This window comes from Mycobacterium sp. 1245499.0, from assembly GCF_001673615.1.
GTDB lineage: Bacteria > Actinomycetota > Actinomycetes > Mycobacteriales > Mycobacteriaceae > Mycobacterium > Mycobacterium europaeum_A.
On the sequence record NZ_LZMG01000336.1, the window covers coordinates 1 to 12,708 of the forward strand.

General features: G+C 68.2%; 10 protein-coding genes. 4 read left to right on the plus strand and 6 right to left on the minus strand.

What is annotated here, in order from left to right:
- The 4 genes from A5646_RS20710 to A5646_RS28395 form a co-directional block, all read right to left on the minus strand.
- The coding region (locus A5646_RS20710; RefSeq protein WP_156765667.1) for a hypothetical protein at window positions 1-291 on the minus strand (291 nt) is incomplete at its 3' end.
- A gap of 5 nt (window positions 292-296) precedes the next feature.
- Window positions 297-1,244: a hypothetical protein gene (locus A5646_RS20715; protein ID WP_067023882.1), complete on the minus strand. Its 948-nt coding sequence runs from the start codon at window positions 1,242-1,244 to the stop codon at window positions 297-299.
- A gap of 5 nt (window positions 1,245-1,249) precedes the next feature.
- On the minus strand, window positions 1,250-3,010 hold the full coding sequence (locus tag A5646_RS20720; protein WP_156765668.1) for a hypothetical protein: 1,761 nt from the start codon (window positions 3,008-3,010) through the stop codon (window positions 1,250-1,252).
- Between the two features lie 273 nt (window positions 3,011-3,283).
- On the minus strand, window positions 3,284-4,189 hold the full coding sequence (locus tag A5646_RS28395) for a M15 family metallopeptidase (protein WP_082984805.1): 906 nt from the start codon (window positions 4,187-4,189) through the stop codon (window positions 3,284-3,286).
- 273 nt (window positions 4,190-4,462) lie between these two features.
- Between A5646_RS28395 and A5646_RS20730 the strand changes: the two genes are divergently transcribed.
- Both A5646_RS20730 and A5646_RS20735 read left to right on the plus strand, forming a co-directional pair.
- Window positions 4,463-5,131, plus strand: coding sequence for a sigma factor-like helix-turn-helix DNA-binding protein (locus tag A5646_RS20730; protein WP_082976060.1), 669 nt, complete (start codon window positions 4,463-4,465; stop codon window positions 5,129-5,131).
- Window positions 5,131-6,198 carry an Ig-like domain-containing protein gene (locus A5646_RS20735; protein ID WP_067023888.1) on the plus strand — a complete coding sequence of 356 codons (1,068 nt, stop codon included), beginning with the start codon at window positions 5,131-5,133 and terminating at the stop codon, window positions 6,196-6,198. Before A5646_RS20730 ends, A5646_RS20735 begins: the two co-directional genes overlap by 1 nt.
- 46 nt (window positions 6,199-6,244) lie before the next feature.
- Here A5646_RS20735 and A5646_RS20740 read toward each other — a convergent pair whose 3' ends face one another.
- Both A5646_RS20740 and A5646_RS20745 read right to left on the minus strand, forming a co-directional pair.
- Window positions 6,245-6,982, minus strand: coding sequence for a DUF899 domain-containing protein (locus A5646_RS20740; RefSeq protein WP_067023891.1), 738 nt, complete (start codon window positions 6,980-6,982; stop codon window positions 6,245-6,247).
- Between the two features lie 28 nt (window positions 6,983-7,010).
- On the minus strand, window positions 7,011-7,781 hold the full coding sequence (locus tag A5646_RS20745; protein ID WP_066862429.1) for an SDR family oxidoreductase: 771 nt from the start codon (window positions 7,779-7,781) through the stop codon (window positions 7,011-7,013).
- A gap of 158 nt (window positions 7,782-7,939) precedes the next feature.
- Here A5646_RS20745 and A5646_RS20750 point away from each other — a divergent pair, with 158 nt between their 5' ends.
- The gene (locus A5646_RS20750; RefSeq protein WP_067023894.1) at window positions 7,940-8,896 is read left to right on the plus strand and encodes a sigma-70 family RNA polymerase sigma factor; all 957 of its coding nucleotides are present in this window, start codon (window positions 7,940-7,942) and stop codon (window positions 8,894-8,896) included.
- 182 nt (window positions 8,897-9,078) lie between these two features.
- Window positions 9,079-12,708: HAD-IC family P-type ATPase (locus tag A5646_RS20755; protein WP_231998427.1), on the plus strand; the 3,630-nt coding region annotated here is incomplete at its 3' end.

Sequence of the window (12,708 nt, forward strand, 5' to 3'; positions counted from 1 at the left end):
CAGAACCGCATGGACGAGAACTTCCTCGCCGGCTGGAACACCTCCAAACCTGAGCAGTTCGATTACGCCGCCACCCACCTCGAGCATGTCGGTGTCTTTCAAATACATGTCCGCGACCATCGGCTTCGCGGCGGCAGGGGTGTCGACCTGGGACGGGGTCTTCTTGGCCGACCCCAACTGGTACGTGCCTGGCATGCCGAAGGGCGGGCTGTTGCCGGCGCCGAACGCAGCGGTCACCCAGGGTGACGCCGCGCTGACATATGGGCTGCCGATCGCGATCGTCGTGGTCAAAGACCTCAACATCTCGGTGCAATGGAGTGGCCAGGACCAAGCGTCGTTGAGCGGCAATGGCTTTGTCGGTCCGTTCTCGCTGGCGGGGGTGGTGGCGGATCGATCGGGCCGCGCCAGATGATCGGATATGGCCTGATGCGTGGGACGTCGGAGGTGGGCGTCAGCTGCGGAAGCACCCGAATGGCTTGCCGCACAGCCGCGGCGTCGGCTCCCGATGGTCGAGCCGCGGCCGTAGACAACGGAATGCGCTGCAGCACGGCTGGATTGAGCCTCGCCACCGGCGCCACGGTCGTCGCCGGTGGTGTCGACACCGCCGGTACGGTGTTCTCCGTAGCGGCGGCCACCAGCGCCGGATTCAACTCATGAAGATAGGTCAGGTTCTGGACCGGGGCATCCTGCTGCTCCGCCGGCTTGATCGTCCATAGATAAGGATTGACGGCCCGCTGCAGCTGCAACTGCGGGCCGCTGCTCTGCGGCGGGGCAGCGGTTTGCGCCTGCGTCGAGTCGAATGTGGACCAATAGGTCGAATCCGGCAGCACCCAGTCGTCTGGCACACAGGCGAACTCGGGCGTGACGCCGGCAGGGCTGAGCATCGTTTGAGCCATCGCGATTTCGGAGTTGATGCGGGTCCAAGCATCGCTCCCGACCGGGGCGGTCGGCCGGGCCGCGGTCACGGCGAGCCGATAGATCTGGCTCGCCGTGCCGTAGTAGAGATCCTGGCCGTGCACGGAATATTGGGACGGTGACATCAGGTAGGGCGCATCGAAATTCGGCACCAGGAAGGCGGCCAACCGGGTGGGGTTTACCACGCCGCCCTGCACGATGTCGTCCGGTGTCGGCAACGCGAACGGCAGAAAGACCAACGAGACGTTGGAGTTCCCGGTTGCGAACGCGTGCACGAAGACATCCGTCACCTTCTCGCCAACCGTTGCGAGTGTGTCCCCGCCGGCCATGACGATCAGCTCCCCGCTGCCGGTGTGGCTCCGGCCCCCGCCATCGCCTCCGGTGAGTTCTCCGAAGTTGGCTTCGGCAGTGTGGGGTCGTCCATCAGCGGGGCCGCGGGCTGAATCTGCCCGATCCAGCCGGCGATCTGCGATCCCAGCAGTTCCAACGTCCCGCCCTTCTTGCCATCGGACGTGAACGTGAAACTGGAACTGGTCTGCTGCGATCCGAAGGCACCGGAGGACTGCTGATCCTGGTGCTGGGCCGAACCCTTCATGAAGAGATAGCCCCCCGACACCGCGACCGAGTTCGAACTCGACTGTCCCGAGCCCTGACTCGCCTGCGCGGCCTGACTGAAACTGCTGCCGAAGTCACCCCAGTCGTCGCAGGTGATCTTGACGTTGCGAATAATGAGGAACCCCTTAGGAAGCATCGGCAGGATCGCGGGACACTTATCGCCGATCTGATTGGCAACCGTCCCGTCGCTGATGCTGTTGGCGCGCTGACCTACCAGATACCAGCCCTTGAGGTTGAAGATGTCACCGAGGAACCAGGGACGCTCGATTGTCGCGATGAAGTACTCCAACGAAACCGAAGCGGAGCTCGAACTATCTTGGTGGGTCGTCCAATTGAACTGGTTTGCGTTATTGGCGAATGCGTTGGACGCATCGGCGTGGCTGCCACTGGCGGAGGCGCTGTAGATGCCGACGTCGAACCCGCCGCTGCCACTGTTCGATTGTGACTGCTGCCGCTGCCAGTTGCTCGCGAAGGAACCCGTCCCGGAGTTCGTTCTCGCATCGTGCGCCTCGCTAGTCCCCGTGATCTTTTGGACGCCGAAGGATTCATCCGTGTAGTCCCACCAGGACATCGGGCTGATGTACGACCAGGGAACATTGGCGGAGATTCCGCCGGCCAGCTGCACCTGAAACGCGTCATACAGTTGGCGCGCCAATGCGGCCAGCGCCGTGACCGCGCTCTCGCCTTGCGTCGCAATCGTATCCAGAGCGTCCTGCACCTGCTGGCGACCCATGCTGTTGAAATCGTTCAGCGCCTGGGTGACCTTGTTCGCATAGCTGCTCGCCACGATCGGCCACTCCTGCCCCGCGACCGGATCGGCCATGGCCTGCGCATAGGCACTCGCCTGCGCGGCGATCGCGTCGGTCCAGGCCTGTTGGTTGCGCCGGAACTGCGCGTAGAGCGGCGTGTAGCCGACGCGGTTGCCGTTGGCGTCCTTGATGTAGAGCAGGTCCTGCGCCGCGGCGATCTTGTCGAGGACCGCTTGCGCCGGGGTCGACTTGTCCATCGGCTGCATGCCCTGCACCACGGTGAAGTACTCAACACTGACGTTTCGATCGGGCCAGGCAGTTGCGACGCCGTTCTGCGTCACTTCCAGCATCTGGTCGACGAGCTTCGAGGTAAAGAATGCCGCCTGAATGGACGCCTCCAGCTGCGGGTCGGGCTTGGCCGGCGGCGGATAGACGGATCCCGGCGGTCCCGGCGGCGGAGTCGAGGAGGCTGCTTGGGCGGGCGCGGAGAATGCGCCGTCATTGCTGAATTGGCTCGAAGAATCTCCCCCGGCCGGCGTCCATGGATTGGCGAACATCTTGGGGTCGATCGGATATCCGGTCGGCATGTGCATGTAGATCGCCGATCCCAGCGGCTTGCCGTCGGGGCCGATCTGGCTTGCAGCGACCTGGTTTTCGATCTGATCCAGTGCGTCGAGCAACGCTTTCGTAATGCAGCCGACACTGCTGAGCTGCGAAACTCCGTCTGGCATGGGACTCTCCTCGTGATGCCTGAGCGTTGCGTAACGCCCTGTTGTCGCCCCGATGGGCGCTACCGACTATGCAACTCTCACCTGCCCGCGACGGGCACGCGTAGTCGACTACTCGATCCCGCGCTCACTCGCTCACTTTCGGTCCGCCCGTTCTTGATTCAGGTCTCCGCGGTGGGTTCAGCCAATGGCGCACGCCGCGCCGCCCGTCCCGAGACCACCTGGGTGAACGTGACGGGACGTGGCGGCGCGGCATCAAGAGCCGGCGGTTGTGTGTCACGGAATCGTTTTGTTGGACTTCCAATCCGCGATCAACTCGTTGGATGCTTCGAAGTGCATGCCGTCAGGCGTGGGAAAGGCGGCGCCCCAGAAGAATCGCTCCGCTTGCATGAACGGCGCGAGGTCGACCAGGCCCTGCTGCACCGTGGTCGACCCGCGCGGCGTGAGCTGCCCGCCGATGGTGATGTCGATGGCCGTGCCCCACGAGTGGTTGGAGAAGTTCGTCGTCGAACCGCGCACATGACGCACGCAGAGCATGCCCGCAGTCCCCAGCAGAAGATAGAGGTCGGGCCGGGCCGATTTGACCGCCGCGAAGACCCGGGTGAGCGCGTCGACCGCCGGCACCAAGCCGGTCACCCGAAAAGGTCCAACGCTGGCGGTTTTCAGTAACTTCTGCAGCGCCGGCGATGCCGGCCCACAGCTGTCTTGCGGGGTGCCGGGGACTCCGAGCGCCGATAACATCGTCGCCTGCGACGCGGCGCTGACGCCGGAATTGATTCCGCTCGGGATGGGGACCATTTGCTTGTAGTCGACGTTGACCGACGGGTCGTCGCCGGTGGCAGCCGAGCCGTTATCGGTAGGGGTTTCAACGGTGTTCGACGCGTTCCCACTGGAGTCGCCGTTCGATGTGTCCGTCGTATCCGACGTGTCGACGCTGTCGTCACCGTTCGATGCGTCCGTCGTATCCGACGTGTCGACGCTGTCGTCACCGTTCGATGCGTCCGAAGTGTCCGCGGTGTCTGACGTATCAGCCGTTGATGTATCGCTGGCGTCCGAAGTGTCCGCGCCGTCGTCGTCGGTCTCTGCGGTATCGGCCGGCGACGTGTCGTTGGTGTCGGCGCTATCGTCGCTACCAGGATCGGTCATGACGTCGGTCGAGCCGCTGTCAGCATCTTGAGACATTTGTGTTCTCCCTTCGAGGTTCGGCTCGATCCACCGGAAGTCAACGTCATGATCACCGGCTTCAGCCGAAGACGATCGTTTCAGCGGGTGACGTCGTCATCACGCGTAGTGCACTACTCGTCGTCTCGGGCGCTGATAAGGGCGTCGACACCAACTCGGGAGTGCGCCATCCGCGAACGGCCGGTCCGCGGATTCGAGTAGTCGACTACGCGCGTCACACCTCCCCCTGCAGTTGATGATTCACGAGTAAGCGACTACTGGAGGAGCAGGAGCATGTGTCAGACACCGCCGCGACCATGGCGAGATTTCGTGCGCCCCTGGCGCGTGGCGCTGATGGCGGGCGCCGGTGGACTCATCCTGGCGGGCGTCGCAACGAGCGGCCACGTGACCGCCTTGACGTTGATCGCCCTGGGCTGCGTCGTGGTGGTGACCGCGGGAGTGATGCCCGCCATCACTCAGCTCGAGTACGGCATTCCGTCGCTGTTCAAAGTCGTTGTCGCGGTGGCTAATCGGGGCGAGGAGCTGCGTCGCGAATTCAGCGAACAACGCCCTCAACTGCAGGTGACCGCCAATCTGTTGTGCGACGACCCTGCGATGGCTAATGACCTGCTCAGCGCCGCCATCGCAGAGGCGACCAAACGCTGGCGCGGGCCAGTCAGCGCGGCCGCGGACGTATACGCGCTGTGTTGGTTCGTCCACCGGCTGACGGCATACAGTCGGCTCACCGGCAGCCCACCGCCCGACACGGTCCCCGCCGCCAACCGGGCGTTGGGGCGACTGTCGCAGACTCAGCGGATCATCCTGGTCCTGGCCACATACGCCGACCTGTCGGTCGAAGACATCGCCGACATGGTGCACCTACCGCCGGTCGAGGTGGACGCGTACATTGCGCAGGCCGATGCGGCGCTGGCCGCCGCAGACGTTCCGGGCGGGGACCGCTGATGCCCAACCCCGCCCTGTACGAGGCGTTGGAAACCGCCGCCCGAGAACGCATCGGCAGCCATCCGCTGAACGTGGACCGGGCCGTGCGAATCGGTCTGCGCCAGCTGAGGATCCGGATGCTCATCACGTACGCGACTGGGCTGGCCGCCGCATCGGTAGTGGCGATTACCGCGGTCGCCACGCATTTCGCGCTCACGGCGCCTGCGCATCTCAGTGCCGGCCCCGTGCCCACGATCGCCTCTACCAGTGAAACGCCGAGCACCACAGCCACTTCCACGACTACCGAGACACCGAGCACCACAACCAATCCCACGACTGCCGAAACGCAGAGCACCCCAACCGATCCCACGACGCCCTCCGGCACCACCGGTGTGAAGCCGCAGACCCTGGCGGCGATCACCGTTGCGCCCCGCGAGGTCACTTTGGCTCAAGGATCCACACAACAGCTGAGGGCCACCGGGACTTACACCGATGGGTCCGCCCACGACATCACCAATGACGTCGACTGGACCACTGATGACCCTGCAGTCGCAGCGGTCGGTCGCGACGGGCTTGTCACCGCTGTGGCTGGTGGTCCTGGCCGCCCGCAGAGCAGAACTGCAATACGGGCAACCATCGCCGAACGCTCGGCCTCAGTAGCGATCATCGTCATGCCCCATGACCTGACCGGAATCAGCATCCAACCCCCGACCATCCAGAGTTGCGCAGGCTCGTACACCCTTGTCGCGGCGGGCACCTACTCCGATGGCACTGCTGCCGACCTCACAGACGTCCAATGGACCAGTGACAACAGCGATTTCGCGTCGGTCACCCAGCGAGGACAGTTGACCGTCAAAACTCCTCGCTCTAACCCGACGCTCAGAGCAATACCGCGAAACCTGCGTGCCGTCATCACCGCGACGGCCTCGGGGCAGACGGCTCGGGCGGTTGTCGAGTGCGTCCGGTCGGAATCGTCGACGTCCAGCACTCCGCCAACGTCGTCGGCCACTCCGACCACGCCCCCCGCGGCGTCGCCGACCCGAGTTCCGACGACCCCGTCCAGCGCCGCCAGCGTGCCCCTTCGCTAGCCGTCGCGCCGAAGGCTAAGGGCGGAAGTAGTGCCAACGGTCGCGTTCAGTCGACGCGCGGCGGCCGGATGTCGTGGGGATCGTTGGGGTCCGGCTCGCCGAACCAGCGCGACGGCTCGTGCATGCCGTACGCGTCGTGCCAGTCCCACCACTCGTAGGGGGCGCTCTGCGGGTAGCCCTCCGGTGAATCCTCCCAGTTTTCCTGGCGTCCCAACGCGGTCATGTCGAGAAAGCTCCACGTGGTTCCGAGCGCCTCGTCGCCGCGATTGTTGATGAAGTAGGTACGGAACACCCGGTCGCCGACACGGATGAAGGCGTTAGTGCCGTGCCATTCGTCCACGCCGAAATCGCTGTCGAATCCATCGGTGATGGTGTACCACGGCATCTTCCAGCCCATCCGCGCCTTGAGTCGCTCGATGTCGGCCTGCGGTGCGCGCGAAACGAACACCAGCGTGGTGTCGCGGGCGTTGAGGTGGGCCAGGTTGCCGACATGGTCGGCGATCATCGAGCAGCCCCGGCAGGCGTGGTCGGGCCAGCCATGGATGTCGGGCCCGTAGAACGCGCGATAGACGACGAGTTGTCGCCTGCCGTGGAATAGGCCCAACAGGTCGACCCTGCCCTCGGGTCCGTCGAATTCGTAGGCGGAGTCGACGGCCGTCCACGGCATCCGGCGCCGCATGGCCGCGAGGGCGTCACGGGCCCGGGTGAGTTCCTTCTCCTTGGCCAGCAGTTCCTGATGCGCGCTCGCCCACTGCTCGGCCGACACGATCGGCGGTGTGTTCATCGCTGTCTGCCTTTCGTCTCCAGGGCTCTCAGGCAAGCGGCGACAGGCCGGCGGCGGTGAGCAGGTACGCGTCATGGTCGGTGGCCGCGCCGGTGGCGATCTCGAGCACCGACTTGCCGACCTGTTCGGCCGTGAGGGCGGGCCCGGCGGCCTGCACGAAGGAATCGACGTCGACACCTTGCCGCTCGGCGTAGGCCGCGACGGCGGCGGCGCCCAGGTCGGTGGCCGGCGTCAACCGCGGCAGCACGGCGGTGAAACCGATCCCGAGGCCCGCGCGTTGCGATTCGGCGGCGGCGTAGCTGGTGATGAACCTGACGGTAGCCTTCGCGCCGGCATAGCCGCCAGACAACGGTGATCCGTTCACCGCGGCGCCGCTGGACATCACGATCACCGAACTGCCCCCCGCCAGCGGCCGGCGCACCGCGCGGCTAACCCAGTGGAACGCCTGCGCGACGTCGGTGTTCCAGTTCACGCTGAACGTCTCCCAGGTCTGCTCCTGCAACGGCGCCATCGGCGGCGTCGCCCCGGCGCACAGCACCAGTGTGCGCGGCCGGTATTCGTCGATCAGCCGGTCGGCCGTGGCCGGGTCGGCGGCGTCAGCCACCACCGGGGTGAAGGCGTCGCCGAGCTGGGTGCGCACCTCATCGAGTTGTGATCGGGTGCGCGCGACGCCGGCGACCCGTGCGCCGGCCGCGACCAACGCGGAGGCGATGGCGCGGCCGAATCCGCGGCCCGCGCCGGTCACGATGGCGGTGGTGTCGGCGAGGCCGTCGGTATGGGCGGTGCGGGACTGGTTCATCGTCGTTCTCTCTCTGCGGTGGGTGCTGCGGCCGTGGCCGCGTCGTCACCAATTCAGATACGGCGTGACGGCCGGATTCATCGCGTGCGGCCCGATGAATTTCGGCGGCCCGATGTCTCTAAGGGAGTAGGTTCTTCACCCACCGGAAGGAGAGGCTCGTGCCGGCGCAGGAGGATTTCGTCGAACAGGCGGCGCCTTTTCGTGCCGAGCTGATCGCGCACTGCTACCGCATGCTGGGTTCGGTGCACGACGCGGAAGACCTGGTCCAGGAGACGTATCTGCGGGGCTGGCGCGGCTATCGGGCGTTCGAGGAACGCGCGGCATTGAAGACGTGGCTGTACCGCATCGCCACCAACGCCTGCCTGCGAGCGCTGGAGAACCGCGCCCGGCGCGTGCTGCCGATGGGGGTCGGCGACGGATCGGTCGACCCGGACGCCGATTTCGACGCGAAGCCCGGCGCGCACGCCTGGCTCGAGCCGATCCCCGACGCGATGATGTTCAAGAGCCCGGAAGACGATCTGACCGCAAAGCAGAGCGTGCGGCTGGCCGTGATGACCGCCCTTCAAGAGCTTCCGGCGCGGCAGCGCGCCGTGCTGATTCTGCGCGACGTCGTACAGTTCAGCGCCGCCGAGGTTGCCGAGCTCCTCGAGACCACGCCCGCGGCGGTCAACAGTTCGCTACAGCGCGCCCGGGCCCACCTCGCCGAACTCTCGCCCGCCGAGGAGACCGTGTCCGAGCCCGACGATGCCGAGCGCCGCGAATTGCTCGACCGGTATTGCGCCGCATTCGAAAACGCGGACATGGCCGCGCTGACGGCGCTGCTGCAAGCGGACGTCAAGCTCGAAATGCCGCCTATGCCAGTGTGGTTCACCGGCCGCGACGCCGTGCTGCGGTTCCTCGCCGGACGCGCCCTGGCCCCGCCCGGCGACGTTGTGATGATCCCGACAGCCGCGAATGCGCAACCTGCCGTCGCCGAATACCGGCGTGGCGCCGATCAGACGATGCGGGCCCATTCGATTCACGTCTTGACCACCGGCGTTACCGGCGTCGCGAGCATCACCGTCTTCCTCGACGCCGGGTTGTTCCCCACGTTTGGTTTGGCGGCAACCCGGTAACCTCTGAGCAGGGACGCAATCGCACCCCTTGCTCTCTAAGGGAGGCCCGACCTGCATCGGCTCGCATCGGCTCGCGTCGTCTGCGGTGTCCTCGCACGGTTTTACCTTCCCGGCCCACGTGTGGACAGGTCCTCCACCCGTCAGGATCATTAGGCGCGGTAGACGTAGTTGAAGGGTGACGAGTGAAGATTCCCGGCGTTTCCAGCGTCGTCGCCGGCGTAGCCGGCGGAGCCGCGCAGGTGGTGCGGGCCGGAGTGTCCACCGCGGCGGGCGCCGCGGGCGCGCTGCAGACGCTGGCCAGTCCGGTGACCGACCTCGCCGGCCCGGTCATTCAGGCGGTTGCCCAAACGACGGGCCGCGCGATCGGACTGGACGGTTCGTCCGGCGGCTCCCCCACCGCGATCCTGCCGCCGGTGCGCTGGCACAGCGGGCACCGGGTGCACCTGGATCTGGATCCGCTGCTGCCCTTCCCGCGTTGGCACGAGTACGCGCCGGCCGTGGAGGAGCCGGTGCGCCGGATCCCGGGTGTGGCCAAGGCGCATGTCGAAGGCTCGCTGGGCCGGTTGGTGGTGGAGCTGTCCGACGACGCGGACGGCGACGCCGTGCTGGACGAGGTGCGCGCGACGGTCTCCTCGATCGCCTCGGACATCACCTGGTCGAAGTCGGAGTCACCGCCGCTGTCCGCGCCGTTCGCCGACCCAGGCAACCCGCTGGCGATTCTGGTGCCCCTGACCGCGGCGGCCATGGATGTCGTCGCGATGGGCGCCGCCGTCACCGGATGGGTGACCCGGTTGCCGGCGGCGCCGCAGACCACCCGGGCCGCGGCCGCGCTCATCAACCATCAACCGCGGATGGTCTCGATCCTGGAGGCGCGGCTGGGCCGGGTCGGCACCGACATCGCGCTGGCCGCGACCACGGCGGCCGCCCACGGTCTGACGCAATCGTTCGGCACACCGCTGCTCGATCTGACGCAACGCACCCTGCAGGTCTCCGAGGCGTCGGCGCACCGCCGCGTGTGGCGTGACCGCGAGCCACAGCTGGCCTCCCCCGACCGGCCGCAGGCTCCGGTGGTCCCCGTCATCTCCTCGGCCAAGTCGGAGCTGCCGCGGCACAGCTGGGCCGCGGCGGCCGCCGGTGAGGCCTCCCACGTCGTGGTCGGCGGCACCATCGACGCGGCGATGGACAAGGCGAAAGGCTCGATGGCCGGGCCGGTGGAAAGTTACGTCGATTCGGCGGCCAACGGCTCGCTGATCGCCGCCGTCAGTGCGCTGGTCGCCGGCGGCGGCACCGAGGACGCGGCCGCGGCCATCGAGGCCGGGGTGCCCAGGGCCGCGCACATGGGCCGCCAGGCGTTCGCGGCGATATTGGGCCGCGGGCTCGCCAATTCCGGGCAACTGGTCCTCGACCCGGGCGCGCTGCGCCGCCTGGACCGGGTGAAGGTCGTCGTCATCGACGGCGCCGCGCTGCGCGGCGATCATCGCGCGGTCTTACGGGTCCGCGGGGACGCTCCCGGCTGGGACGACGACCGGGTCTACGAGGTGGCCGACGCGCTGCTGCACGGCGAGGAGGCGCCCGAGCCCGACGCCGACGAGCTACCGGCGACCGGGGCCCGGCTGAAATGGGTTCGCACCCAAGGACCTTCGGCGACACCCGCGCAGGGCCTGGAAAGCGCCGACCTGATCGTGGACGGCGAGTGCGTCGGCAGCGTCGACGTGGGCTGGGAGGTCGACCCGTACGCGATCCCGCTCTTTCAGACCGCGAACCGCACCGGCGCGCGGGTGGTGCTACGCCACGTCGCGGGCACCGAGGACCTCACCGCCAGTGTCGGGACCACGCACCCGCCCGGCACGCCGCTGCTCAACGTGGTCCGGGAGCTGCGCGCCGACCGTGGGCCGGTGCTGCTGATCACCGCGCTGCATCGCGACTTCGCCTCCACCGACACCCTGGCCGCGCTCGCGATCGCCGATGTCGGTGTGGCCCTTGATGATCCGCGCGCCGCCACGGCGTGGACCGCCGACATCATCACCGGCACTGATCTGGCCGACGCGGTGCGCATCCTCTCGGCGATCCCGGTGGCCCGCTCGGCCAGCGAATCGGCGGTGCACCTGGCCCAGGGCGGCACCACGCTGGCCGGTCTGCTGCTGGTCACCGGCGAGCAGGAGGCGGCCACCAGCCCGGTGAGCTTCCGGCGCTGGCTCAATCCGGTCAATGCCGCCGCGGCCACCGCGCTGCTGGCGGGAACCTTCTCGGCCGCTCGGGTGCTCCGGCTGCCCGACCCCACACCCCAACCGCTGACCGCCTGGCACGCTTTGGATCCCGAGATCGTCTACTCGCGGCTGGCCGGCGGCGCCCGGCCGATGGCCGTCGAGACCGAGCCGTCGTGGCGGCGCCGCCTCGACGACCTGTCATACAGCCCGGCGCTGCAACCCCTGCGCAAGCCGTTGCACAGCGCGGTCCGGCTGGCGTCCGCCACGCGGACCGAGCTCGCCGATCCCCTGACCCCGATCCTGGCCGTCGGCGCGGCGGCCTCGGCGATCGTCGGCAGCAACATCGACGCGCTGCTGGTCGCAGGCGTCATGACCGTCAATGCGATAACCGGTGGGGCGCAACGACTTCGGGCCGAGTCCGCCGCCGCGGAGCTGTTCGCCGAGCAGGACCAGCTGGTGCGCCGGGTGGTCGTTCCTGCTGTCGCGACGACCCGCCGCCGGCTCGAGGCCGCCCGACACGCGACCCGCACGGCGACGGTGTCCGCCAAGTCCCTGCGGCCCGGCGACGTCATCGACCTGGCCGCACCCGAAGTGGTGCCCGCCGACGCCCGGCTGCTGATCGCCGACGACCTCGAGGTCGACGAGTCCCTGCTGACCGGCGAATCGCTGCCGGTGGACAAGCAGGTGGATCCCGTCGCGGTCAACGATCCCGACCGGGCCAGCATGCTGTTCGAGGGCAGCACCATCGTCGCCGGGCACGCGCGGGCCATCGTGGTCGCCACCGGCGTCGGCACCGCCGCGCACCGGGCGATCTCCGCGGTGGCCGACGTCGAGACCGCCGCCGGAATCCAGGCCCGGCTGCGCGAACTCACCAGCAAGGTGCTGCCGCTGACGCTGGCCGGCGGCGCCACGGTGTCGGCGCTGGCGCTGCTGCGGCGCGCGCCGCTGCGCCAGGCGGTCGCCGACGGCGTCGCGATCGCGGTGGCCGCCGTCCCCGAGGGCCTGCCCCTGGTGGCCACCCTGTCCCAGCTCTCGGCCGCCCAACGACTGACCGCGCGCGGGGCCCTGGTCCGCGCGCCGCGCACCATCGAGGCGCTCGGCCGCGTCGACACCGTCTGCTTCGACAAGACCGGCACGCTCACCGAGAACCGGCTGCGCGTGGTGTGCGCGGTGCCCGACGACGTCGACCCGCACGATCCCTTCCCCAAACTGACCGACCCGGAATCGGCCGGACTGCTGCGGGCCGCCGCGCGCGCGTCGGCTCAGCCCCAGGAGGGCCAGGGACATGCGCACGCCACCGACGAGGCGATCCTGACCGCGGCGAGTTCGCTGAACGGCCAAAGCGATTCGGACTGGGCGATGGTCGCCGAGGTGCCGTTCGAGTCCAGCCGCGGCTTCGCCGCCGCGATCGGCACCGTGGGCCACGACGGCGCTGCCAATGGCCAGCCCGCCGAGGCGCCGGTGCTGGTGCTCAAGGGGGCGCCCGAGGTCATCCTGCCGCGCTGCGCCACGGCGAGCACCCGCAGCCCCTGCTCGGCGAGGCCGTGCACCACCGCCTCGGCCCGCTCGAGGTCGGCGTCCGGGTCGGCGAATTTGCAGCGCGGC